This is a genomic window from Winogradskyella poriferorum, assembly GCF_036553625.1.
Taxonomy (GTDB): domain Bacteria; phylum Bacteroidota; class Bacteroidia; order Flavobacteriales; family Flavobacteriaceae; genus Winogradskyella; species Winogradskyella poriferorum.
The window spans coordinates 55,476-80,452 of the sequence record NZ_JAZHOU010000006.1; the positions used below are offsets into that span (position 1 = coordinate 55,476).

At 34.4% G+C, this 24,977-nt stretch carries 18 protein-coding genes; 10 read left to right on the forward strand and 8 right to left on the reverse strand.

Annotation, left to right across the window (positions count from 1 at the left end):
• Nucleotides 1–54: 54 nt before the first annotated feature.
• The 7 genes from V1468_RS14200 to V1468_RS14230 all read right to left on the reverse strand — a co-directional run bounded on the left by V1468_RS14200 (nucleotide 55) and on the right by V1468_RS14230 (nucleotide 7,441).
• The gene (locus V1468_RS14200) at nucleotides 55–933 is read right to left on the reverse strand and encodes an SAM-dependent methyltransferase (protein ID WP_331810885.1); all 879 of its coding nucleotides are present in this window, start codon (nucleotides 931–933) and stop codon (nucleotides 55–57) included.
• A 4-nt stretch (nucleotides 934–937) separates the two neighbouring features.
• Complete coding sequence (locus tag V1468_RS14205) at nucleotides 938–1,831, reverse strand: fatty acid desaturase (protein ID WP_331810886.1); 894 nt, start codon at nucleotides 1,829–1,831, stop codon at nucleotides 938–940.
• A gap of 400 nt (nucleotides 1,832–2,231) precedes the next feature.
• Entirely contained in the window at nucleotides 2,232–2,735 is a 504-nt protein-coding gene (locus tag V1468_RS14210) for a GbsR/MarR family transcriptional regulator (protein WP_331810887.1), read from the reverse strand.
• A gap of 47 nt (nucleotides 2,736–2,782) precedes the next feature.
• On the reverse strand, nucleotides 2,783–3,559 hold the full coding sequence (locus tag V1468_RS14215) for a hypothetical protein (RefSeq protein WP_331810888.1): 777 nt from the start codon (nucleotides 3,557–3,559) through the stop codon (nucleotides 2,783–2,785).
• A gap of 28 nt (nucleotides 3,560–3,587) precedes the next feature.
• Nucleotides 3,588–5,618 carry a M3 family metallopeptidase gene (locus V1468_RS14220; RefSeq protein ID WP_331810889.1) on the reverse strand — a complete coding sequence of 677 codons (2,031 nt, stop codon included), beginning with the start codon at nucleotides 5,616–5,618 and terminating at the stop codon, nucleotides 3,588–3,590.
• Between the two features lie 186 nt (nucleotides 5,619–5,804).
• Nucleotides 5,805–6,284: a 5-(carboxyamino)imidazole ribonucleotide mutase gene (gene purE / locus V1468_RS14225; protein WP_331810890.1), complete on the reverse strand. Its 480-nt coding sequence runs from the start codon at nucleotides 6,282–6,284 to the stop codon at nucleotides 5,805–5,807.
• Between the two features lie 2 nt (nucleotides 6,285–6,286).
• Nucleotides 6,287–7,441 carry a 5-(carboxyamino)imidazole ribonucleotide synthase gene (locus tag V1468_RS14230; RefSeq protein ID WP_331810891.1) on the reverse strand — a complete coding sequence of 385 codons (1,155 nt, stop codon included), beginning with the start codon at nucleotides 7,439–7,441 and terminating at the stop codon, nucleotides 6,287–6,289.
• A 151-nt stretch (nucleotides 7,442–7,592) separates the two neighbouring features.
• On the opposite strand from V1468_RS14230, the gene V1468_RS14235 reads away from it, so the two are divergent.
• The 5 genes from V1468_RS14235 to V1468_RS14255 all read left to right on the forward strand — a co-directional run bounded on the left by V1468_RS14235 (nucleotide 7,593) and on the right by V1468_RS14255 (nucleotide 12,113).
• Entirely contained in the window at nucleotides 7,593–8,705 is a 1,113-nt protein-coding gene (locus tag V1468_RS14235) for an adenylate kinase (RefSeq protein ID WP_331810892.1), read from the forward strand.
• An 84-nt stretch (nucleotides 8,706–8,789) separates the two neighbouring features.
• On the forward strand, nucleotides 8,790–9,788 hold the full coding sequence (gene obgE / locus V1468_RS14240; RefSeq protein ID WP_331810893.1) for a GTPase ObgE: 999 nt from the start codon (nucleotides 8,790–8,792) through the stop codon (nucleotides 9,786–9,788).
• 160 nt (nucleotides 9,789–9,948) lie between these two features.
• Nucleotides 9,949–10,662 carry an ion transporter gene (locus tag V1468_RS14245; RefSeq protein WP_331810894.1) on the forward strand — a complete coding sequence of 238 codons (714 nt, stop codon included), beginning with the start codon at nucleotides 9,949–9,951 and terminating at the stop codon, nucleotides 10,660–10,662.
• A 69-nt stretch (nucleotides 10,663–10,731) separates the two neighbouring features.
• Nucleotides 10,732–11,253, forward strand: coding sequence for a DUF4136 domain-containing protein (locus V1468_RS14250; protein ID WP_331810895.1), 522 nt, complete (start codon nucleotides 10,732–10,734; stop codon nucleotides 11,251–11,253).
• 131 nt (nucleotides 11,254–11,384) lie between these two features.
• Nucleotides 11,385–12,113: an SDR family oxidoreductase gene (locus V1468_RS14255; protein ID WP_331810896.1), complete on the forward strand. Its 729-nt coding sequence runs from the start codon at nucleotides 11,385–11,387 to the stop codon at nucleotides 12,111–12,113.
• Between the two features lie 355 nt (nucleotides 12,114–12,468).
• Here the strand turns inward: V1468_RS14255 and V1468_RS14260 are convergent, their stop codons facing one another.
• On the reverse strand, nucleotides 12,469–18,618 hold the full coding sequence (locus tag V1468_RS14260; RefSeq protein WP_331810897.1) for an alpha-2-macroglobulin family protein: 6,150 nt from the start codon (nucleotides 18,616–18,618) through the stop codon (nucleotides 12,469–12,471).
• Between the two features lie 153 nt (nucleotides 18,619–18,771).
• On the opposite strand from V1468_RS14260, the gene V1468_RS14265 reads away from it, so the two are divergent.
• The 5 genes from V1468_RS14265 (at nucleotide 18,772) to V1468_RS14285 (ending at nucleotide 24,950) form a co-directional block, all read left to right on the forward strand.
• Nucleotides 18,772–19,725, forward strand: a complete 954-nt coding sequence (locus tag V1468_RS14265) for a tetratricopeptide repeat protein (RefSeq protein WP_331810898.1) — start codon at nucleotides 18,772–18,774, stop codon at nucleotides 19,723–19,725.
• A gap of 116 nt (nucleotides 19,726–19,841) precedes the next feature.
• On the forward strand, nucleotides 19,842–20,513 hold the full coding sequence (locus V1468_RS14270; protein ID WP_331810899.1) for a TetR/AcrR family transcriptional regulator: 672 nt from the start codon (nucleotides 19,842–19,844) through the stop codon (nucleotides 20,511–20,513).
• A 47-nt stretch (nucleotides 20,514–20,560) separates the two neighbouring features.
• Nucleotides 20,561–22,180 (forward strand): peptidase domain-containing ABC transporter, encoded by a 1,620-nt coding sequence (locus tag V1468_RS14275; RefSeq protein ID WP_331810900.1) that lies wholly within the window; start codon nucleotides 20,561–20,563, stop codon nucleotides 22,178–22,180.
• 11 nt (nucleotides 22,181–22,191) lie between these two features.
• Nucleotides 22,192–23,544 (forward strand): HlyD family secretion protein, encoded by a 1,353-nt coding sequence (locus tag V1468_RS14280; RefSeq protein ID WP_331810901.1) that lies wholly within the window; start codon nucleotides 22,192–22,194, stop codon nucleotides 23,542–23,544.
• Nucleotides 23,541–24,950: a TolC family protein gene (locus V1468_RS14285; RefSeq protein WP_331810902.1), complete on the forward strand. Its 1,410-nt coding sequence runs from the start codon at nucleotides 23,541–23,543 to the stop codon at nucleotides 24,948–24,950. Before V1468_RS14280 ends, V1468_RS14285 begins: the two co-directional genes overlap by 4 nt.
• Nucleotides 24,951–24,977 lie beyond the last annotated feature (27 nt).

The window sequence follows — 24,977 nt, forward strand, 5'->3', positions numbered from 1 at the left end:
CTTATTCAAAAATAGGTTAAAAAATTAAGACCTAAAATACGTGTTCACATTTTCCTAACGTTTTGTTGCACTTATAATGTAATACCCAAAACTTTTAAGATGCAAACCAGATAAAAGAGCGTAGAAAGATCCTTTTAAATTATGAAGACTTTCTCTTTTTAGATTCTTGAAACCAAAAATTTTCTTGAAAATAAACCCTAAAATGGCAAAAGGCACATGCAGAACAGAAGGAGCTACTCTCATCGAGACATCTTCAACCTTTATGTTGGTAAATCCTAGTTCTTTTAAATTTTCCGTTATGCGCTGGTGTGTCTCTAGTTTTTCTAAACTCCAATGGTTACATAATTTATTGTAGGCAAATTTGCCGCCTTTGCATAGTCGAGATCTGTCTTTTTTTAGAAAAGCATCAGCCATAACAAAGCGACCTCCAGGTTTTAGTAGTCTGTGCATTTCTTTGAGGGAATTAAAATTATGACCCGAATGACAAAAGCTTTCAATAGCTACAGCAGAGTCAAATGAGTCGGATTGAAATGAGGTGTTGTTATAATTTTCTTTTAAAATGATACCGTTTTTACCTTCTAGTAATTCGTTGCCTTTTTTTACCTGAAAATCGGATAATGTTACTCCGTAAGCTACGACGTTTTTGTAATGTTCTAATGTATATCGCATTGTGGCTCCCATACCACAACCTAGGTCGATAAGTCTGTTTTTGGTTTTACCTATGTTTAGTCTTTTTGTGACTTGATTGTTCATTTCATTTAGCATAGAATCGCGTTTAAAAGGATTTGTTTTAAACGGAATGAAATAACCAAAATGCATGTTGTAATCAGAACTCCAAAACTCATAATCTTCGGTAGCTTCGTTATAGAAATCTACCATTTCTATTCGGTTTTGTTCTGCAAAATCGCTGTAAGGTATGGATTGTGTTTTCATGGTGTTATAGTTTTGGTAATTTCCAATTTGTAGAATTGTAAGCTATTGCGGTTGATTTTAAATTTCCTTTCTGTGTTTTTACAGCAGAAATGATTCTTAACTTTTTTAATAAATATGCAATCATCCATCCAAAATCTATTTCATACCATTTTGAAGAAAATTTAGCTGAAGTAGGATAAGAGTGATGGTTGTTGTGAAAACCTTCTCCAAATGATAGTAATCCAAGTAATATGTCGTTGTAGCCACTCTCATCTGCGCCATTTATTTTATGTCTAGAGTAACCGTATTTATGTGATGCGTAGCCAATATACCAGTGGCCAAGAATTATGATTGACGTACGTAAACATGTTGCAATAAGCATGCTGTTAAAACCAACAAGAAAATATAGTAGGAGCATAAAGATGATATAATGTAATTGCCATGTTTTATGTAGCCAAAGTATAGTTGAATCGTTTAAATCCTCTTCTGGAATTTGATAACGTACTAAATCTGTTGGAATAAAAGTAAGATGAAGATTCCAGTAGTAATCTGTGAATAAAGAATGTTTATATTGAAAGTATCTAGGGCAATCATTTCTGTTTTGCCAATAGTCTCTAAAGTAATGTTGTTTTAACCAATTCAATGGACTTCCCAATCCAGTCAGTGCAAAAAGATAGAGGCTGATTTTTCTAAATGTTTTACTTGTTTTGTAGGATTTATGAATGATGCCTCTATGTAAACCGACAGAGTGACCTATACCTACAGTTAAGAACAAGAGTAAAATATTTAAAGCTAAATCTTGCCATTGAATTGATGAGAAATCAATAAATAAGATTGGAAATATCATTGTGTATAACCAAAGGGTTTTTCTCCATGAAAAATCAATTTTTCCAAAAGGGGTCTTAAGATTTTTATTCATTATTTCTGAGTTTTGTAAGTGATGAATAAATTATAAAACGCAAGGCAAATTGATGTCACAAAACACAAGGTTATAAGTTGTTGTCCGGAATCTAAAAAACCTTTACTAATAAGGAGGAATGTGCAAAGTACAGATGCAACTAAAAATATATAAATAAGGAAGTTTGTTTTAGTTGTAGCCGACATTTCTTTAAAATGAAACCCAATTATTATTGCAAATAAAATCTGAAATGCACCTAATACCATTAAGAAAAGTAGTGCGTAGAAAGGTATAAGAATGAGTATTAGGTTAAAGACAATTAATGTGATATTAAGCAGGTAAATAACTTTTGTTGTTTTCATAATTCTATTATTTTAAAACTTTCAAAAAATATTGAAAGTTGTGTTTAAAAAAATATAATCTACTTCATTAACTTTAAAACAGACTTTGTTAACCAGTTTTGTTTTTGGTTTACTAACTTGTTCATTAAGGTGTCTAAATCGTCTGTAAGTTCTTTTAAAGCCTTGGTTTGTTTAATCAATTCCTTTGTCTTTTCTGTGCCATCATCTTTAATAGAGGAGACATCTTCTAAAACTTTGATTACAGGTTTTATTTCTCTACGGCTACGTTCTTTGGCAACAATGCGAGCAAGCTCTTGTACATCTTTTTCTGTTGTAAAAAACTCTTTGCGTTCACCACTTACTAAGACCTTGGTTACAATTCCCCAATCTATAAGTTGTCTTAAGTTCATACTGGTATTACCACGTGAGATTTTAAGTTCTTCCATAATCTCTTCCATGGATAAGGGTTTTGTAGAAATAAAAAGCAAAGCTTGTATCTGAGCCATCGCTTTATTGATGCCCCAAAGTGTACCTAAACTACCCCAAGTACTAATAAACTTTTCTTTTGCTTCTTGATAATCCATGTAGCAAATATACAATAAATTTTAAACTTTCAATAATTACTGAAAGTTTATTTTATTTCAAAATGTATATGGTCGTCATGCCTTACAGCTTGGCATCCATGAAATCTGACATTATCGTATTTGCTTAATCCTAATTCTTTTTTTAGATAAGGTTCTATAAAAATTTTTGAGTTTTTATCTCTGTAAAGCAATCCTTGAATAAGCGTTTTAGTGTTTTCTCTATCCAATTGGAGTGCATCACTTTTGTCTGGAGATAAGTATTTCGTTAGGTCGTACTGCCAATAGCCTTGTTTTTTACACTGATTGGACGTAGGGTTTGATTCAGTTGTAAAAGCTCCATAACCCATAAACGAAGGCTTTTGATCTGTTTTGTTGTTGTTTTCTAAATACATAAATGCGATATCTATTTTTTTTCCATCATTATGACTAAGATGAGGAAATAGAGGAAACCCATTTAAAAAAGGGAAATTAGCATCTAGGTAAGTTGTTTTAATGCCTAAGTGAGCTAAATCTATGGTTGATTTTTGTAAAACATCATAAAGTTCATTGTCTACATAATTTCGGAACAATAACGGATAGATAAGGTTTTGAGGTTTTAGTGCACTTTTTATTAGTGGGAGTTTTTTTCTTCCAAAATAAGGCGTCACACTTGGAATTATAATGAGATTGAAAGCAAGATATACAATAGGGAAAGTGTACCGTTTCCTTTTTTGAAGCTTTGCAGCAATAAAAACACTCATTAACCATAGTAATCCACCAACTTGGGTTAATATGGTTAAGAGCGCTATAAATAAGATATGTCCTATAGGTTTTAGAAACTTCATGCAGTACTAAAACGAATTAAGTTTGTGCTTATTTTATCAAACCAGCACGTCGTAACAACGCTTCAGGTTGAGGTTCTTGCCCTCTAAACTTTTTATATAATGTCATTGGGTTTTCAGTCCCTCCTTGAGATAGCACAAACGTTTTAAATTTATCGGCAACCGTTTTATTAAAAATGCCTCCCTGTTTAAAATATTCAAACGCATCTGCATCTAAAACTTCTGCCCATTTGTAGCTGTAGTAGCCAGAAGAATAACCTCCTTGAAAGATGTGTGCAAAAGCTGTGCTCATACAGTTTTCTTCAACATCAGGATAAAGTTTTGTCGCACCAAAAGCTTTAACTTCATGCGCTTTTACGTTTGTAATTGCTGTTGGATCTATACCATGCCAGCTCATGTCTAGCATTCCAAAACTCAGCTGACGTAAGGTTTGCATACCTTCATGGAAGGTTGATGATGCCTTTATCTTTTCAACGAGATCCATCGGAATTACTTCTCCTGTTTCGTAATGCGTAGCAAAGAGTTTTAGAGATTCTTCCTCGTAACACCAATTTTCTAAAACCTGGCTTGGTAATTCTACAAAGTCCCAATACACGCTTGTGCCAGAAAGGCTAGGATAGGTGGTGTTGGCTAACATGCCATGAAGTGCGTGCCCAAATTCGTGAAACAAAGTCGTAACTTCATTAAAGGTTAATAACGAAGGTTTACTCTTTGTTGGTTTGGTGAAATTACAAACGATAGATGCATGAGGTCTTTCATTAACACCATTTTTTATCATTTGTGGTTTATAAGAGGTCATCCAGGCACCATTACGTTTTCCTGATCTAGGGAAAAAGTCGGCATAAAATATAGAAACCAATTCGCCTTCACTGTCTGTAACTTTATAAGTTAAAACATCTTCATGATATTTATCGATAGTATTTATTTCTTCAAACTGAAGCCCAAATAATTTATTGGCAACAGTAAATGCACCATCAATAACATTTTCTAATTTGAAATATGGCTTTAATTTTTCGTCATCCAAATCGAATAATTTTTGTTTCAATTTTTCAGAATAGTAAGCCGAATCCCATTTTTGTAATTGATCTATATTATCAATTTCTTTTGCAAAAGCTTCAAGTTTTTCAAATTCTTCTTGTGCGGCTGGTTTTGCTTTATCTAAAAGTTCATTTAAAAAAGCATTGACTTTCTCAGGTGTTTCTGCCATTCGCTCTTCTAAAACAAAATGAGCATGGGTTTTATAGCCTAAAAGTTGAGCGCGCTCAAAACGAAGATTAGCAATCTTTAGTACAATATCTTGGTTGTCTAAGTCGTCGTTATGAAATCCTTTGCTGCCAAAAGCTTTGGATAATTTTTCGCGTAGTTCGCGATTATCAGCATAAGTCATAAAAGGGATGTAACTAGGATAATCTAAAGTGATTAGCCAGCCATCTTTACCTTTGCTTTCAGCTAATTGTTTTGCTGCTTCTTTTGCTCCTTCTGGTAAACCAGAAAGATCAGATTCGTCAGTAAGAAGCATTTCAAATTTATTGGTTTCTGCTAAAATGTGCTCACCAAATTTTAGTTTTAGCTGACTTAATTCTTTGTCAATAGTACGTAATTTTTCTTTTTTGTCTTCAGATAAATTAGCACCATTTCTCGAGAAACTTTTATACTTTTTATCCAGAAGCGTTTCTTGTTCTGTTGTTAATTCTAAGCCATTTTTAGAATCGTAAACAGCCTTTACACGTTTGAACAAATCTTCATTCAATGTAATATCGTTGCTAAATTCAGATAATATAGGCGAAACTTCTTGAGCAATTTTTTGAATCTCATCATTTGTTTCTGCTGAATTTAAATTGAAGAAAATACTAGAGATTCTATCTAATTGTTCGCCCGAATAATCTAGGGCCTCAATAGTATTTTGAAAAGTTGGTGATTCAGTATTGTTTACAATCGCATCAATCTCATTTTTAGCGTTCTCAATAGCTGTTTTAAACGCTGGAAGAAAATCTTCATTTTTTATTTTTGAGAATGGAGCTGTATTGTATTGAGTATCAAAAGTTTTATTTAGAATAGTCATTGTCTTATCGTCTAATTTTTCTTACGTATATTGTTGATAATGTGAATTTTAACGCTATTTTATGATGTTGGTGTTTACCAGTTAAATAAGTTTAATTACCTTTGCAGCATCTTTGACGAACAAGAACTTTTTGTTCTTAAGGATTGGTTAATAGCAAAAAAAGCCTTGACGGAAGTTGAGGCTTTTTTATAGGTCTTTTGCAGACTCGATAACCTTAGCTTTTAAACCTTCTTTGTAAACAATTACCTTGTCTAAAATACACTGATCTGAACTGCCTAAAATTTGAGCTGCTAGGATGCCTGCATTTTTAGCTCCATTTAGTGCTACGGTCGCCACAGGAACTCCGCCTGGCATTTGTAAAATTGATAAAACAGAATCCCAACCATCTATTGAGTTGCTACTTTTAACTGGAACTCCTATAACAGGCAGAGGTGATAATGAAGCTACCATACCTGGTAAATGCGCTGCACCACCAGCACCAGCAACAATTACCTTAATACCTCTGGTATGTGCATTTTTACTATAATCGAATAATTTATCTGGTGTACGATGTGCAGATACGATATCAACTTCTACTTCGATATCAAATCCTTTTAATATATCAATAGCGTCTTGCATTACTGGCAAATCGCTTTTGCTTCCCATTATAACTCCTACTTTGCTCATGGTTATTCGCTTATTACTTCTATAGTTCGTTTTACGTTTTCGGCAATTTCTCTTGCTTTGTTGATGTCTTTATTTACAATGGTTACATGGCCCATTTTACGGAAAGGACGTGTTTGTTTTTTACCGTAAATGTGTGGTGTTACGCCATCCATTGCCATAATGTCTTCAATGTTTTTGTAAAGTACATTTCCTGTGTGGTCCTCAGCACCAACCAAATTCACCATAACACCTGCTACTTTACTGTCTGTATTACCTAGCGGAAGTCCTAAAATACATCTTAAATGCTGCTCAAACTGGTCTGTATAACTCGCTTCTATGCTGTAATGACCAGAGTTATGAGGTCTTGGTGCAACTTCGTTTACAATAATATCATCATTTTCAGTTTGAAACATTTCTACAGCCAAAAGTCCAACATGCTCAAAAGCTGCTGCAGCTTTTAAGGCTACAAGTTCGGCCTTTTTTGCAATGTTATCTGGAATTCTAGCCGGACAAATTACATACTCAACTTGATTGGCTTCAGGATGAAACTCCATCTCAACCACTGGATATGTTTTTAAATGACCTTTACTGTTTCTTGCAACAATGACTGCCAATTCGTTTTTAAACGGAATTAAATCTTCTGCAATGCATTCAACATTCGGTAAATCTACCAAATCCGTGTAGCGTCTTACAACTTTTACACCTTGCCCATCATATCCAAACCGTGCACTTTTCCAAACGAATGGATAATCTAATCCACCATTATCTACAGCATCTTCAATTTCGGATGTATGTGCAAATCTCGAAAAATCAGCCGTTGGGATGTCGTGGTCGCGATAAAATAATTTTTGATTTGCTTTATTTTGAATGGTGCGTAACGTCTTTGCAGAAGGGTAAACTTTTACGCCTTCCTTTTCAAGTGCTTCAAGAGCTTCAACGTTTACGTTTTCAATTTCAATAGTAAGGATATCAACTTGTTTTCCGAAGTTAACAACCGTTTCATAATCCAATAAATCGCCAACCGAAAATTCATCACAAGCCAGTCTTGCAGGTGCATCTTTGCTAGGGTCTAACACGCATGTATGTATGTCGTATTTGCGCGTATGATACAAAATCATTTTGCCTAATTGTCCACCACCAAGAATGCCGAGTTTAAAGTTTGAAGAAAAGTAGTTCATGTTTACTTCCCGAATACATGGGAAATTTTTAAGATTCAACATTAATTCAATGCAAAAATAAGCTAATTATAGCAGATACTGTTAAATTCGTAATTCAAAAAATCGGCAATCGGCAATCAATTCATTATCTTTGCATTTCTAAAATAATACCATGGTTGTTAAGCTTCACGATTTATATTTCAAACCTTTTGTAAATGCAGATGAAATTGATGTTATCGTTCAACGAATGGTTAATGAGATTGCTGCTGATATAGGTGATGAAATTCCTGTGTTTGTTGGGATTATGAATGGGTCATTTATGTTTGTGAGTGACTTCGTGAAAAAATATCCAAACCCTTGTGAAGTTACGTTTATAAAATTAGCGTCTTACGAAGGTGTTAAATCTACCGAAGATATTCAAAGACTTATTGGATTAACGCAAGACTTAACAGGTAGAACGGTTGTTATTTTAGAAGATATTATAGACTCAGGTAACACGCTTGAAGAAGTGCATCGCATTTTTAAGAACGAAAACGTAAAGCAGCTTCTTATTGCTACACTGTTTTACAAGCCTGAAGCTTATGACAAAGATTTTAAACTTCATTATGTAGGTAAAGAAATTCCGAATAAATTTATTGTAGGCTATGGATTAGACTACGATGGTTTGGGAAGAGATTTGCCAGATGTATACCAATTAAAAACAACACAACACATGACAAACATCGTGCTATTTGGCCCTCCAGGTGCAGGAAAAGGAACACAAGCAAACTTCTTAAAAGAAAAATACGATCTAGTACATATCTCTACAGGAGATGTTTTTAGATATAACATTAAAAACGAAACGGCCTTAGGTATGTTAGCCAAGTCTTACATGGACAAAGGTGAACTGGTACCAGATCAAGTAACAATTGATATGTTAAACAAAGAGGTTGAAAAAAATGCCGATGCTAACGGTTTTATTTTTGATGGTTTTCCAAGAACAAACGCACAAGCTAAAGCATTAGACGAATTGATGGATAGCAAAGATTCTCAAATTAATGCTATGGTGGCTTTAGAAGTTGATGACGAGGTGTTGGTAGAGCGTTTATTAAAACGTGGCGAAACTAGTGGAAGAGCCGACGATGCAGACGAAAGTATCATAAGAAATCGTATTAAAGAATACTACGATAAAACAGCAATACTGAAGGATTATTACTCTGCACAAGACAAATATTACGGTGTTGATGGAGTAGGTAGTATTGAAGATATCACAGAGCGTTTAAGTGCTGTGATTGATAAGCTGTAAAAGTTTATTCCTGCGAAAGCAGGAATCTTATGATTATAAGCTCTATTTTAATTTAAAAGATTCCCACTTCCGTGGGAAGTTAATATGACAGAAGGAAATTTTGTAGACTACGTAAAAATGCATGTTGCTTCCGGTAATGGAGGTAAAGGTTCTGCGCATTTACATCGCGAAAAATATATAGCCAAAGGTGGACCTGATGGTGGTGATGGTGGTCGTGGAGGTCACGTGATTATTAGAGGAAATGAAAACCTATGGACGCTATTGCATCTTAAGTTTAAGCGACACATTAGAGCAGGTCATGGTGAGCATGGTAGTTCTGGTAGAAGTACAGGAGCCGATGGCGAAGATGCTATAATCGAAGTGCCACTTGGAACTGTGATAAGAGATACAGAAAGCAATAACATCCTTTTTGAAATCACAGAAGCTGGCGAAGAAAAAATCGTTGCAGAAGGTGGTAAAGGTGGTCGTGGTAACTGGCATTTTAAGAGTTCTACAAACCAGACTCCTCGTTATGCACAACCAGGTATTCCTCTCGAAGAAAGAGATATTACTTTAGAGTTAAAAGTACTAGCAGATGTTGGTTTGGTTGGTTTTCCAAATGCAGGAAAGTCAACGTTGCTGTCTGTGTTAACGTCTGCAAAACCAAAAATTGCAGATTACGAGTTTACAACGCTCAAGCCTAATTTAGGTATTGTGAAATATCGCGATTTTCAGTCGTTTGTAATGGCAGATATTCCTGGTATTATTGAAGGAGCAGCCGAAGGAAAAGGACTTGGCTATTACTTTTTAAGACATATAGAGCGTAATTCAATCTTACTGTTTTTAATTCCTGCAGACGCAAAAGATATTGTTGAGCAGTACGAAATTTTAGTAGATGAGTTAAGACGCTACAATCCAGAAATGTTAGATAAAGAGCGTTTTGTTTGTATTTCAAAATCTGATATGCTCGATGACGAATTAAAATCTGAAATGTCTACCATTTTAGACAAGGATTTAGAATGTGAGTATATGTTTATTTCATCTGTAGCACAGCAAGGGCTTACTGAACTGAAAGACAAACTTTGGAAAATGTTAAACAATTGATGTCTCTAAAATCGATCTCTTGTCATTCTGAACTGTCATACTGAGCGCAGTCGAAGTGTTGTTTCAGAATCTCATTTTTTAGACTAATTATTTAGACACTGAAACGAGTTCAGTGTGACAAATAATGCTATTTTTAACTAAATTATTTAGTTACGAGAAGATGAAAGATACCATTAAAAACATTGTAGAATATAATGACAATAAGCTCAGTAAGAGTTTTGCTTTTTTTATTCAGTTTTTAATTGTGTTGTCTGTCATTACTTTTTCGGTAGAAACACTTCCAAACTTAAAACCGCAAACCAAAGCAATTCTCAATTCTATTGAAGTGTTTTGTGTGGTCGTCTTTACGGCTGAATATTTAGCTAGAATCTATGTAGCAGGCAACAAACCAAAATTCATTTTTAGCTTTTTTGGTCTTATTGATTTATTTGCCATTCTGCCTTTTTACTTGTCTTTTGGTTTAGATCTTCGATCTCTCAGAGTGTTGAGAATGTTTAGGTTATTTAGACTGTTAAAATTGGTAAGATACAACAGAGCGATGCGACATTTTGCCAAAGCCATGCTATTGGCAAAAGAGCAAATAATTCTCTTTATGGGAGTCACTTTAGTGCTTATTTATTTTGCAGCAATAGGCATTTACTATTTTGAAAACGAAGCCCAGCCAGAGCATTTTTCTTCTATTTTCGATAGCCTTTGGTGGTCTATCGTTACTTTGACAACTGTAGGTTATGGAGATGTGTATCCTATAACAGTTGGTGGCAGAATTTTTACCTTTTTTATACTTTTAATTGGTTTAGGTATTGTGGCTATCCCAACCGGAATTATTTCTTCTTCGCTCACTAAAGTTGTTGAGCCAGATGCTGAGGAAGAATAGTTAAAGTTTTCCTACTGTTTTTTTGTAAACGATACAGCATCTAATTTTTAAGTATCTTTAAAATAAAAAATGAAAGCTATAAAATATTTATTCTTGTTACTCTTAGTGTCGTCTTGTGGATCAACTTTTGTTAACTACGACTACGAAAAATCAACAGATTTTAACCAATACAAAACCTATAACTACTTCGATGACATGCAAACAGGTCTAAGTAAGTTTGATAGTATTCGTATTGTGGAGACCATTGATGCTAAACTATCAACAATGGGTATGTCTAGATCTGAAAATCCAGATTTCTATATTGATATTCAAAGTAGAGAACTGATAAACCGAAACAGTCCTAATGTTGGAGTTGGTGTCGGTGGAGGTGGTGGAGGCGGTTTTGGAGGTGTCTCTGTTGGAGTGCCTTTAAATAGCAATAAGTACACGAGGGAAATTACCATCGATTTTGTAGATAAAAAGCAAAACGAACGCTTGTTCTGGCAGGCTATTAGTGAAAGTACCTACAAGGGAAATGCCTCAGTTGAAAAACGCGAAGCTACTTTGGCTAAATTAATAGACAAGATTTTTGAAAAGTATCCTCCCGAGTAGAAGTAATGTCATTCCGAACTTGATTCGGAATCTATTGTAAGCTTAGAACTTTATCATTTTCCTAACATTATAAACTTCATCGTGGTCATTCGGTTTTGTAATTTTGGTTGAATTCAAAAAAAACAAAAACGATGAGCATATTAGAAGGTAAAGTAGTACTGATAACAGGCGGAACTAAAGGTATTGGTTATGGTATTGCTGAGGCATTACTTAACCAAGGTTTTAAAGTTGCTATAACAGGAAGAGATCAAGAATCTACGGAAGCAGTGGCGAAAGAACTAGCATCTAAAACCAATTCAGAAAACCAGGTAATCGGACTTGAAGCCGATGTAAGACAATTAGAAAGTCAGGAAAAAGCAGTAAAAGCAACGCTTGACACTTTTGGTCAACTAGATTTAGTGGTTGCAAATGCAGGTTTGGGGCACTTCGGAAGTATTGAAGATTTAACCGTAGACCAGTGGAATGCAGTTATAGATACTAACTTAACTGGTGTTTTCAATTCTATAAAAGCAAGTGTTGATGCATTAAAGGATTCCAAAGGCTATTACATCACGATTTCAAGTTTAGCAGGAACCAATTTCTTCGCAGGAGGTTCTGCATACAATGCTAGTAAGTTTGGTGTTACAGGATTTACACAAGCTGTAATGTTAGACTTGCGCAAATATGGTATCAAAGTCAGTACGATAATGCCAGGTTCGGTTTCTACACATTTTAATGGTAATGAACCAAGTGAAGCAGGTGCTTGGAAAATTCAAATTGAAGATATAGGCGAACTGGTTGTAGATTTATTAAAAATGAATCCAAGAACCTTACCAAGTAAAATTGAGGTAAGACCAACTACTCCTCCTAGTAGTAAGTAAAAATTAAATAGCTGTCTGAAAATTTAAAAAATCTGTCATTCTGAATTTATTTCAGAATCTCAATAGATAGATTTTCTATTGTTTTAGAATCTGAATCAAGTTCAGATTGACAAAACAGAAATTTCCGGACAGCTTTAACTTTTTTTCCTTTGCGTCTTAGCAAGAATAAGATTTTAGTCATAAACAAAAGTTCTCGATACAATTTTTCATACTTCAAAATCACTCGAACTGACGCTTTGTTGAGTTTAATTGTTTTCAACGTTTATTTTCTTATCTGCACTTCGACAATTGAATCTAGAATAACAGCTTTAGCTTATTCACTTTGCGTCTTTAGCGTCTTAGCGAGAATTAAAACCTATTCAACTGTAACTCTCACTCCCTCACTATGACTACTGAACTCAGGTGCATACATTGACTGAATTGTGCTAATACCATTACTCATATCTCCAGCATTGTTGACACGTAAATCATATTCAAACACATAAACGCCTTTTGGTAAATAATCCATAAAGAAGTTTGTTGCTGCATCTTTAGTGCTTTCATAATAGCCTAAACCATCTTGCCATTTGTATTGCGATAACACATTGATAGGCTCAAAACCTGCCGCACGCATATCTTTGAGATGAACAAATTCCATGTCTCTATCAGAACGCAACTCAATACGAACGCGAACTAGATCACCAACGTTTAGTTTAGTGTCTTTATTAATTTCTGAAATTTCTTCACCTTTATCAGTATTCGATTTTAAGAATAGTTTTTTACTCAACTTTAAAGGTGTCTCTGCTGACGTAATTTTATCTAAATCTTCAAAATACTGCCAGTAAAGTGCTCCCCAAGCAATACCATCTCCCTTTTTAGAAATAGTAACATTGGCTTGTTCTGCTTTAATTTCTTCACCTGTCCAAGAAGTTTTATAGTAACCTGTGCCAGCTTCAACTTTTACATTATCTAATGTTGAAGGGTTTATAGTTTCGTTACCAATTTTTACATCAACCATTTCAGTAACCTCTAACCAAGAACTACCTTGAAGCAATAAAGCATATACAGCTTCAGTGGTTGCTTTTGTGGTTTCCCACTTATTGGTTTGCTTATTTTTAAGAAGCCAGATTTTTAGGTTGTCGATGTCTTCAAGGTTCTTCGCTTCGCTTTGAATCACAGTTCCAACTTCAGAAAACGCTTCAATTAAAAGTGCTTGCGTCTCAATAGGTGCTTGGTGCCAGTACCAAGAACTCGTGTTCGCTTTCCAGTACATACCCAATTCGTCTGAGGTGATGCTGTTTTCTTTTAGTGATTTTAAAATCTTTCCTGCTGTTGCATCATCATTCATTCTGTGAAGCGTTAAAGTCATTAAACCTTTGGCATATAACGAACGTTTTAACCAATACTTCTGCATTTGCGATTTGTAGTAAGCCATTATGCTTTCCACTTCTTTTGAAGCTTTTACTTCAGGATAAAAACTACGAACATACATATAATGCAGTTGCGTGTAAGATAAATGGTCTTTGCTTAAATCTGCATCCTTATTGTATTTTCTGATGTCTTTATATTCTTTAACGAATTGAGCATCTAGGTACTGAATGGCGTTTTGAATCATTCTGTTTTCAGAAGCGCCTTCGACTGCGCTCAGGCTGACACCCAATTTGTTCAGATGACCAAACCCAGAAATAATGTGTTGTGTGATAAAACGATTAGCATAGCCACCATTAAACCAAGGCCAAGCACCAGATGGTAGTTGGTTTTGCTTTAGTTTATTTAAAGCTGAACTCAGTTCATTATTCATTTTATTAAGATCGAATAACAAACCAATACGTTTTTTCTGCTCAGTTTCAGATTGTGCATCACGTAACCAAGGTGTTTCCTGAATTAAAAGTGATTTTAATTCTTGATTTTTCTCAAGGTTAGAAAGTAATGCGTCTGAAGATTTCCAGCTGTTAAACACAGCTTCAATCTTAGGATTAGACTTTACAATATGCTGAGCCAAAGCATTAGCATAATATCTTGAAAATGTCTGCTCGTTACAATTATAAGGATATTCCATTAAATATGGTAAAGCCTGTACAGCATACCATGCAGGATTAGACGTCATCTCTAAAGTTAACTTATGATTGGTCAACGTTGTTGAGGTGTTGTCCTTTAGCTTATCCAAAGTAAACGTCTTCGTTTCATTAGACTTTACCCACATTGGTAATGTTTCTGTAACTAACATTCTGTTGGATAATACTGGTAAAGCGTTTTGTTCACCATCGCTAAAATCACCAGCTTTTGCAATGATTTGGTATTGCACAGATTGTAAACCTTTAGGAATATTTAGTTTCCAAGACACTTGCGTGTTCCCTTTTGCATCAACAGAAAAAGAAGAAGCCCCTTCTAACTTCCCCAAAGGGGAAGAACTGAGCAAGTTTGCGGATATATCTTCTCCTGTAATAGGATTGGTTAATATGAGTTGTGCAACTCCAGACAATTCCTTCTCAGTAAGATTAGCAATTTTTGTACTAATCGTAATTTGGTCACCTTCTCTTAAAAAACGAGGTGCATTTGGTATCACCATTAACTCTTTTTGAGTTACAGTTTCTAATTGTGTTACTGCACTTTCTAAAGTTTTGGTATGAGCTAATAATTGCAGTTTCCATTTGGTTAAAGCCTCTGGTGCTTTAAAGTTGAAACTTACATTACCATCTTCATCAGTTTGTAATTGTGGAAAGAAAAAAGCTGTTTCGTTCAGGTTTTTTCTAACTAGAATATCCTTTTTAGGGACATCATAAATATACATCTGAGACATTCCTGTAGTTATTTTTTTATCAGAGGTTATTTTCTTTTTTTCAGCTAGAATATTACCTCCGCTTTGCTCTGTAACACTATTATAAACAAGAGCTTTTTTGTTTGTTGAATCCATTACTATAACTGATTCTAATTCTTCATCTGCTTCAAAAGCACTGCTTGCAAGTTCATTTAACTCTATTCCAGATGCTCTGCCTCTTAAAAGATATTTAGTTCTGCCAAACCCAAAATAAAAACCAAACCAATTTAATTGGTCATATTTTTGAGGGTTTAAATCGGCAATATTTCTAAAATGATTAAAAAGTCTAAAGCTATTAGTACCAAAACTGCGTCCACCATTCTTGTTTATTCTACTGTAGTAGTGTGGTTGCTGTATAGGGTTGAAACTCCAGTTGTGTGTTCTAAATTCATCTAAAGAGGCATCGTACATACTTGCTAAAAGTTCAGCAGAGACTTTATCTCCTTTTGGTCCTTTAATTTTAAAACTCCAGGTTTCATCTTGTCCTGGCTGTAACTTGTCTCTAAAGGTTGTGGTTTCAATCTCTAAATCTGTTTTAGGGTAAGGTACATTGATATTAAAGGATTGAGACACATAACTATTAAAAGCCGCAAAACTAGTGTGAACTTCGAAACCACCTAAGTCATCTTCTAAAACAGGAATGCTAATGGTTTGTTTAGAGTTGTTCAATTTTACCAATTGCGTTACAATGATGTTGTTGTCTTTTTCAACTTCTACAGTCACTGTGATGTCTTTTGCTGCTGAACCAATAGTGAGTTTTGCAACATCACCAGCTTTGTAGCTGTCTTTGTCTAAAGACGCTTCAAAAAGTTGATTGTCTGCAACGGTTTTATCTTTTTCGCTAAATAGTTTTGTGAATGCTTCTGCTTTTACGTCTTCTCCAAATTTATCCTTGCTTTCTGCAATAATAATGTACTGACCAGAGTTCCATTTTTTTAGTTTTTTTAATGTGATTGTCTTTTCTTTTTCAGTATCGAAATCTGTTGAGAAAACTTCCTCTCCTTTATCCCAGTTGGTCGATAAATGCTCATCGTTGTATGGATCGTGAGGAAATAAACGTTTAAATTCTTCCTTTGAAATTACCTGAAAATCTGGCGCATCCCAAGGTCTGGCTCTCAGTATAGCATTAGGTGACTTCAGTTTAAAGACCTTTAAGGTCCCTTTTGCAGGTACAAACTCTCCATTAAGATTTTGGGAATTTAAAGTTAGTTCTACTTCCTTTTTAGCTTTATCAATCTGATTTGGAGTAGAAATCTCCAAAGTCATAGCATGATAACCGACATTTACAACCGTTGATGTAGAACGTGTTTCTCCATTGACATCTGTAATGTCAGCAGTGACTTCATAATTAAAAACAGGAAGGTTGTCCTTAGAAACGCTTTCATCTGGTAAGGCTTTAAATGTGATTTCAAATTCGCCTTTGTCGTTTGTTGTACCTTCTCCAAAAGCGATTTCTTGTGCTTCAGAACTGTAATAACCTGGTCGTCTCCAATACCACCAAGTTGGATATTGTACCTGACGTTTTACACGATACACCACCTTAGCATCTGTAATATTACTACCTGCAAAAGCAACGGCTTTTCCTTTTACGGTAATACTGTCGTTAACTTTAAACGTTTCAGTAATTGGTTGAAATTCTGGTTTAAATTTTGGACGTTTATATTCTTCAACAGAGAAGTACGTGTAGCCTTTTTTGCCACAAACCATTTCAATTGTAAAGCTTCCTGTAAGTCCATCGTTAGGTAAAATAAATTCGCCAGCAACAGAACCAAATTCGTTAGTCTCAAGTTCTAGTTCGCTTACAACTTCGCCATTAACATTTTTTAATTTTACAGTTGCTTTTTCGTTAGCATACACTTCGGTTTTGTCATCTTTGGTAGCTGTAACAATGCCTTTAAAATAAGCTGTTTGTCCAGGTCTGTAGATGCTACGGTCTGTAAATAAAAAGACGTTGTATTGCGTGTCTGTATTTTTGCGAGGTTTGTACGCTCTAGAAAAGTAATAATCGCCAAAATACGCTTCGTTGTTATTGTGGTCTATTTTAATTTCTACTTGTCTGTAGTAGTTGTCGTCTTTTTTAAAGTTGAATTTCCCAAAACGATCCGTTTTTAGACTTTTAGAAAAATCCTTGTTTCTATTATTTGTATACGAGATTTTTACAGAAGCATCAGAAAATGGCTCTCCATTATTTCTGTTAATAAGTTGATAGTATATAATCTCATTCTGTATGCTCTCTAAAAGAGCAAAATCTGTGATTTGAATATGCGTTGCGGCAAATACATTGTCTTTATTACTGCTAGCTTTAATAATATAAAGACCATTTTGCAATTGTAGAAAAATGATTTCTGTGCGATGTGCTTGGTAATCGTTTTCAGACTTTAATGTGCTTGTAAATGAATTTATTGGTTTTAGATTCTTAAAAAAGCGTTCTTTTTCCTCAGCGTTGTATAATTTTTGGTAATTTTTTAATTGTTTTTTGTTGACTTTATAAATAATGAAATCAAGCGCCTTTAGATTTTTGTAATTCACTAAAATTCTAGACGGAGTATTTACAGAAATAAATTCTTCAGCTTGAAGTCCTAAAGATGGTTGAAGAATTTGTTGTTTAAGAATTTCACATTTTTTGGCACCATCACTTTCTGGAAATGCAGCTATCACTTCGTTGCATAGGTCTATAGCCTCTTTGTTTTTCCATCTGTTTTTTTCGTTCGCTTTAGTGTTTAAAATCTCTGAATCATATTCAAAACCTTGTTGTTGATAAAGGCTTGCTATTTCGTAATTGTAGAGCGCAGATAATGGTGAGCTCTTTAAGGCGTCTGCGTTAGTCGTTAAAGTCTTAATTAATACATCTTCTTTGTTATCAAAAGTGGCATGTTGTAAAACAAAACTTAGTCGCGCAATATCTATATGTACAAAGGCTTTACTTTGTTTGTCCTTACGATGAAATTTTAAAAGATTCTGATAAACTTTAAGTGCATTTAGCTCTAAGCTTGTAGAGTCTTTTGAGCTTAATTTTAAATTGATAAAAACCTCACTATCACCTAAAAATGAATGATTATCAAACTTAAATTGATATGCAGGTTTGGTAATGCTATTTTCACTGGTTTTATAAAACTCAAGTGCGTTATGACTCAATAAGTCAAACAACGTAGGTCTGTAGATTTTGGAATCTTTGGCTTCATATAAAAGTGCACTATAATTTTCTAAAGACTCTTGTTGAAGCAATAAACCATTCTCTAAAGAACGTTGATAATACACATGAATTTCATTGAACAGGGTTTCTAAATCCCAAGTTCTAAAATCATCGCTTGCCTTTTCTTCGGTTTTAGATCTATTGTAAAACTTATATCTGTTTTGCTGAAAATACTGCCAATACATCGTTGCCAGCATATTTTCTAATAAGCGTTGTGTTGGAATATCTTTAGTAGCTTCAATTTCAGATTTAAAAATATTAACAATACTAAGCTGAGCATCTTCTTCAAGAATCAACATGTATTTACTTTTGTGCAATAAGGCTTTTATCTGCTGCTGTTTGTTTTTAGCAGATTTTGTGCTTTGGTATATGGTGTCAACAAGTACTGCCGCACTTTTTGTTAAGCCTTCACTTTCTAGTTGTATAACCTTTTTCCATTGGTCATCAAAATCGTTTTGTGCTGAAGAAAATGTTGCAAAGCAAATAAGCATTAGTAGAGATATATAGTTTTTCATGTGTATTCTAATTTTCTACAAAATACCTTCAAAAGGTATTCCAAACAAAGTTATAAAACGTCAAACTCTTATTTGGTTGAGTTAAGTTAAACAATTTGTGAGTGAATGCGCTCGTTATTAAATTGTATTTTTGTAAAAAATAGTCTTTAGCCAATGAATAAGTTTCTGTGGATTTTTTTCGTGTCTGCCTTTTGCTTTTCTCAATCTTCCAAGGATAATGCAAAAAGCTATATTTCAGACAAAAATTATAAAAAGGCACAACAAGAATTGACCTCTTATTTAGAATCTAATTCCACAGATATAGAAGCAATTGAGCTGTTGGGTGATGCATATGGTTACCAAAAGAAATGGGATGAAGCCATAGAACAGTATGAAAGGTTAAAGGATAACTATCCAAACAATGCCAATTACCATTATAAGTATGGAGGAGCTTTAGGTATGAAGGCGTTAAGTATAAGTAAAATTAAGGCTCTTGGTATAATTGGAGATGTAAAGAAAGCGTTTTTAAGAGCTGCTGAGTTAGATCCTAAACATATTGATGCACGATGGGCTTTGGTAGAGCTATATGTGTCGCTTCCAGGAATAATAGGAGGAAGCAACTCTAAAGCCTTAAAGTATGCTAATGAACTTCAAAATCTTTCTAAAGTTGATGGCTATTTAGCTAAAGGATATGTCTACGAGTATGATGACGAACCAGAACTAGCAGAAAAATATTATAAACTAGCGATTAAGGTAGGTGGTTCTGTAACCTGTTATGAAAAGCTTACCAATTTTTATGAATCTAACGATCAGCCAGACAAAGCCATCGGAAATCTTGAAGAAGCACAACAAAAGCACCAACGAAATGCTATGCATTACCAAATTGGGAAAGTTTGTGCAGATTATAATATTCAATTAGATAAAGGAGAAAAATGCCTTAAAGCCTATTTGTCTAACCATTCGGCAAAAGACGGAGTGCCAAAAGCGTGGGCTTATTATCGTTTGGCGCAAATCTACAAGCATAAAAAGAATAAGGCAGAAGCACTTAAGTGGATTGATAAAGCCATTACAGGTTTACCCGAAATTGAGGTTTTTCAAGAGGAGAAGAAAACCATCAATAAGCTGTAACTCACTGATTTTTTGAAATTACTGTTTTGCAGCAGAAAAGTTTGTTGCTAAATTTTTGTTAATCAAAAACAAAATTAATAGTAATACTATTATTTTTGCAATCAAATGCTTTGATTATGTTAAACCTACTATCAAACTTAAGAATTTCTGTACCAGAATCTATCTATATTAAGGACCCTGAATCTTCAGATTTGGGTAAACGAATTATTGAGCATAGCATACTTTTAATAGACGAGATTGGTTTTGATCATTTTACCTTTAAAAAACTTGGAGCCAAAATAGGCTCTAACGAGAGTTCAATCTATCGCTATTTTGAAAGCAAGCACAAGTTGTTATTGTACATAACGTCTTGGTATTGGGCTTGGTTAGAGTATCATCTAGTATTTGCTACCCACAATGTTTCCGATGCAAAAGAGAAATTATTTAAAGCCATTGAAATAGTAACTCAGACTATAGAACAAGACATGAGTTATGCTCATATTAATGAAGTCGCTTTAAGTAGAATAGTGGTTAATGAGTATTCAAAGTCTTATTTAACAAAAGAGGTAGATGTTGAAAACAAGGAAGGTTATTTTGTGGTATATAAACGTTTAATCACAAGGTTAAAAGAAATGCTTTTAGAGATTAATCCAAATTATAAGCATCCTTCTAGTTTGGCGAGTACTATATTAGGTGGTGCATTGCATCAACATTTTTTAAAAGAACATTTTAAATCTATAACAGATTGCCATTCAGATAATTCTACAACTAATTTTTTTAAGGAACTAGCTATAAAAACCATCAGTTAATCCATATGATAGAGCAAAAAAATACAATGTCACCGTGGGAGAGGCTCATGGGACTTTTAAAATTAGAGAAAAGAGACATTTTGCAAGTAGTATACTATGCAGTGTTCTCGGGACTTTTAGGTCTTACATTGCCATTAGGAGTTCAAGCTATTGTAAATTTAATACAAGGTGCCCAAGTAAGCACATCATGGATTGTCCTGGTTGTTTTAGTTACAATTGGTGTTGCTTTTGTTGGTGTGTTGCAAATAATGCAGCTGAGAATGATTGAAACTATACAGCAACGTATTTTTACCAGAGCATCTTTTGAATTTACGTATAGGTTTCCAAAGATTAAAATGAACGAATTACGCAACTATTATCCACCAGAATTAGCGAATCGTTTTTTTGATACACTAACTATTCAAAAAGGATTGGCCAAGATCCTTATTGATATACCATCAGCTGTACTTCAAATTATATTTGCTTTAATTCTATTGTCATTTTACCATCCATTCTTTATTGTCTTTGGTATTTTCTTACTGTTGCTTATTTACATCGTATTTAAGTTTACGGCAAAAAAAGGTTTAGAGACAAGTATACAAGAGTCTAAACACAAGTACAGAGTAGCGCATTGGATTGAAGAAATTGCTAGAGCCGTTGTGAGTTTTAAGCTATCTGGAAGGACAAATTTGGGTATGCAAAAGAACGATGATATCGTTAATAGTTACCTGGAGGCAAGAGAAAATCACTTTAAAATATTAGTACTTCAGTTCATTCAAATGATAGGCTTTAAAGTTATAGTTACTGCCAGTTTACTATTAATTGGTGGTTTGTTAGTACTCAGTCAAGAAATGAATATAGGTCAGTTTGTTGCAGCAGAAATTATAATACTTTTAGTTATAGCTTCAGTTGAAAAATTGATTTTGGGCTTGGAAGCATTTTATGATGTATTAACATCGCTTGAAAAAATGGGTGAGGTTGTAGATAAGGAACTAGAGTCTCAAGATGGTGATAGGCCAGATTTTAAGGATGATTTTGTTTTAGAGTTAGACAAAGTAAACTATAGTGTGCCAGGAAGAGAAGATCCTATTCTTAGAAATATTTCACTAAAAATAAAACCTAAAAGTAGAATTTTAATAGAAGGCGCAAGTGGCTCAGGTAAATCTACGTTATTAATGTTAATAGGTGGACTTGTTGAGGCAACCAAAGGAAAGATCTACCTAGATAAGTTTATGTTAAGTAATGTGAATCTTAACCACTATAGATCTCATTTAGGGCTAGCACTTTCTGAAGAAACCACCTTTGAAGCTACTATAAAAGAAAATATCACTTTTGGAAATCCAGATGTGTCTGATGAGCAGCTAATGTGGGCTATTGAGAAAGTTGGTCTGTATCAATTTATTAAAGAAAGTCCTAAAGGTGTCAATACTATACTACATCCAGCCGGAAATCAGATTCCTTTTACAATTACTAGAAAAATAGTATTAGCCAGAGCTATTGTAAATAAACCAAAGATTTTAATTCTCGAAGATCCTTTAGAGCAGTTCGAAAAATCAGAAGTTGATAGAATTATTAAATTTTTGTTAGACAAATCTAACCCTTGGGCATTAGTAGTTGTTAGCAAAAACAATGATTGGTCTCAAGGCTGTACAGAGGTTATTACTTTAAAAAATGGTGAAATCGCTTAAAGAAATTTAATATGCTTAATATATCTAAAAACCAGCTTAATAAAACTGTTGACATTAAGAGTTCAAAATCTGGTCAGCGTGTGTTTCATGGCAGATATTATAAATATTTTAACCAATTCTTGGGTGCTTTTGCCATCGTTGGTGTTATCATTTTATTCTTACCATGGACACAAACCATCACAGGAAGAGGTAATGTTACAACATTAACACCAGATCAAAGACCACAAACCATACAATCACCAATTCCTGGACGTATAGAAAAGTGGTATGTTAGAGAAGGAGATTTTGTATCTAAAGGTGATACCATTATTCAAATATCAGAAATTAAAAGTGAGTATTTCGATCCTAATCTTGTAGAGCGTACCGAGCAGCAACGCGATGCCAAAGCACAATCTGTTGGCTCTTATGCCGAAAAAGTAAAGGCCTTAGATCGTCAAATAAATGCTTTAATGAATGAGCGTTCATTAAAGTTAGAGCAAGCCAGAAATAAATTAACACAATCAAGATTAAAAGTTAAAAGTGATAGTATAGATTTAGAGGCTGCTATAACCAACAAGAATATTGCGCAACGTCAGTACGATCGTACAGTTACGTTACAAGAAGAAGGATTTAAAGCTACTAAAGATGTTGAAGATAAACGTTTGAAACTTCAGGAAACCGAAGCCAAATTAATTTCTCAAGAAAATAAATTATTGGCAAGTAAAAATGAGGTGATTAATGCACAAGTAGAATTATCTCGACTTGGAGCTGAATATGCCGATAAAATTTCAAAAGCACAGAGTGATAAGTTTACAGCACAATCTAGCCAGTTCGATACGGAAGCTCAAGTTTCAAAATTAGATAATGAGTATTCTAATTATCAAATTAGGAATGAACTGAGGTTTATTAAGGCTCCCTATGATGGCTATATCAATAAGGCGCTTAGAGCTGGTGTCGGACAAACATTTAAAGAAGGCGAAGCATTGGTTGGTATTATGCCAGCACAAGCAGACTTAGCCGTAGAGACCTATGTAGAGCCAATAGACCTGCCTTTAATTCATATAGGAGAAAAAGTAAGAGTGCAGTTTGATGGTTGGCCTGCTATCGTATTTAGCGGTTGGCCAAATGTCTCTTACGGAACCTATGGTGCAAAGGTGGTTGCAGTAGAAAATTTTATCAGTCCAAACGGAAAATTTCGAGTGCTTTTAGCACCAGATGAGGAAGACCATGCTTGGCCAAAGGATATTAGAGCAGGCTCAGGAGCTTATACAATGGCATTATTAGAAGATGTTCAGATCTGGTACGAATTGTGGAGGCAACTTAATGGTTTTCCACCGAATTATTATCAACCAGAAACAGGAAATTCAAACCCAGAAAAGAAATGATAAAGCACTTGGCAATACTTATAGTTTCTAGTTTTTTCTTTGTTGGCTTTTCTCAAACCGAATTACCAACGGATAACGTTATGCGTTTTAATGAGTATTTGGGTTATGTAAAAAAGTTTCATCCTGTTGTAAAGCAAGCGCAGTTGGTTATAGATGAGAGTCAAGCAAAATTGATGAAGTCTCGTGGTGCTTTTGATCCAAAGGTCGAGGTGGATTACAGCCGAAAGAAATTTAAAGGCACCGAATATTACGATAAGCTCAATGGAATGTTTAAAATACCAACGTGGTTTGGTGTGGAGTTAAAAGCAAAGTTTGAAGAAAATTCCGGATTTTATCTAAATCCAGAGTCAACTGTGCCAGACGATGGTTTGTTTAGTGCAGGAGTATCTGTTCCTGTAGGACAAGGATTGTTTATTAATAACCGAATGGCAGCTTTAAAGCAGGCAAAATTATACAGAGAACAGGCTAAGGCAGACCGTGATATTTATGTCAACAATATTTTATATGAAGCGTCATTAGTGTATTTTAAATGGTTGCAAGCCTATAATGAATTGGTGTTATTTCAGAATTTTTTAGCCAATGCAGAATTGCGTTACGAAGGTGTTGTTAAAGGAGTAGAAGTAGGCGAAAATGCAGAAATCGATGCTACAGAAGCAAAGATTGCTGTAAATAATAGAAAACTCGGTTTAGAGCAATCTAAAGTAAAACTGATGAAAGCAGCTTTAGAACTCTCTAATTTTTTGTGGTTAGAAAATAATATTCCTGTAGAGTTGCAACCAGATGTTATTCCAGATATAAATGCTGAAGCTAGTATTGATGCAACCTTTGATATTAATACATTACAAACTGAGGAACAAGAATTGGCCTCACATCCAAAAATGCAGTCTTTAGATTATAAGTTGCAAGGTTTGGAAGTGGATACCAGATTAAAAGCTAACAAGCTTTTACCTAAAATAAATTTGGAGTACAATTTTCTTACGGAAACACCAGACCAAACCAACAGCTTAAATACCGATGACTATAAAAGCGGGTTGAACATAAGTTTACCTTTATTTTTACGAAAAGAGCGAGGCGATTTAAAGTTAGCGCGAATAAAACAACGTGATGCTGAATTTGAAATAGATGCGACAAGACTAACACTTAAAAATAAAATTAACGCTATAAAGCAAGAGTTAGAGTCTTATGTTACCCAAACCGAAATCACCACAGAAATGGTTTCAGATTACCAACGAATGCTTAAGGCAGAAGAGCGTAAGTTTCAGCTCGGAGAAAGTTCTTTGTTTTTGGTTAATTCTCGAGAGTCAAAGCTTATTGATGGTCAGCTAAAAGCTATTGAACTTCAGAATAAATTCTTCAATACTAAAGCGAAGTTGTTTAATAGTTTGGCGGTGAATCCGGATCTTTAGTTTTGTGCCTCAGTTGGCAATGCGTCA

Excerpts from the sequence above, each read along its gene's own strand:
- V1468_RS14210 (WP_331810887.1), bottom strand. The coding sequence starts at position 2,735 with ATGGATTATCAAGAAGCAAAAGAAAAGTTTATTAGTACTTGGGGTAGT.
- V1468_RS14255 (WP_331810896.1), top strand. The coding sequence starts at position 11,385 with ATGAGCATATTAGAAGGTAAAGTAGTACTGATAACAGGCGGAACTAAA.
- V1468_RS14235 (WP_331810892.1), top strand. The coding sequence starts at position 7,593 with ATGGTTGTTAAGCTTCACGATTTATATTTCAAACCTTTTGTAAATGCA.
- obgE (WP_331810893.1), top strand. The coding sequence starts at position 8,790 with ATGACAGAAGGAAATTTTGTAGACTACGTAAAAATGCATGTTGCTTCC.
- purE (WP_331810890.1), bottom strand. The coding sequence starts at position 6,284 with ATGAGCAAAGTAGGAGTTATAATGGGAAGCAAAAGCGATTTGCCAGTA.
- V1468_RS14270 (WP_331810899.1), top strand. The coding sequence starts at position 19,842 with ATGTTAAACCTACTATCAAACTTAAGAATTTCTGTACCAGAATCTATC.
- V1468_RS14205 (WP_331810886.1), bottom strand. The coding sequence starts at position 1,831 with ATGAATAAAAATCTTAAGACCCCTTTTGGAAAAATTGATTTTTCATGG.
- V1468_RS14275 (WP_331810900.1), top strand. The coding sequence starts at position 20,561 with ATGGGACTTTTAAAATTAGAGAAAAGAGACATTTTGCAAGTAGTATAC.
- V1468_RS14250 (WP_331810895.1), top strand. The coding sequence starts at position 10,732 with ATGAAAGCTATAAAATATTTATTCTTGTTACTCTTAGTGTCGTCTTGT.
- V1468_RS14245 (WP_331810894.1), top strand. The coding sequence starts at position 9,949 with ATGAAAGATACCATTAAAAACATTGTAGAATATAATGACAATAAGCTC.
- V1468_RS14285 (WP_331810902.1), top strand. The coding sequence starts at position 23,541 with ATGATAAAGCACTTGGCAATACTTATAGTTTCTAGTTTTTTCTTTGTT.
- V1468_RS14215 (WP_331810888.1), bottom strand. The coding sequence starts at position 3,559 with ATGAAGTTTCTAAAACCTATAGGACATATCTTATTTATAGCGCTCTTA.
- V1468_RS14280 (WP_331810901.1), top strand. The coding sequence starts at position 22,192 with ATGCTTAATATATCTAAAAACCAGCTTAATAAAACTGTTGACATTAAG.
- V1468_RS14265 (WP_331810898.1), top strand. The coding sequence starts at position 18,772 with ATGAATAAGTTTCTGTGGATTTTTTTCGTGTCTGCCTTTTGCTTTTCT.
- V1468_RS14220 (WP_331810889.1), bottom strand. The coding sequence starts at position 5,618 with ATGACTATTCTAAATAAAACTTTTGATACTCAATACAATACAGCTCCA.
- V1468_RS14260 (WP_331810897.1), bottom strand. The coding sequence starts at position 18,618 with ATGAAAAACTATATATCTCTACTAATGCTTATTTGCTTTGCAACATTT.
- V1468_RS14200 (WP_331810885.1), bottom strand. The coding sequence starts at position 933 with ATGAAAACACAATCCATACCTTACAGCGATTTTGCAGAACAAAACCGA.
- V1468_RS14230 (WP_331810891.1), bottom strand. The coding sequence starts at position 7,441 with ATGAACTACTTTTCTTCAAACTTTAAACTCGGCATTCTTGGTGGTGGA.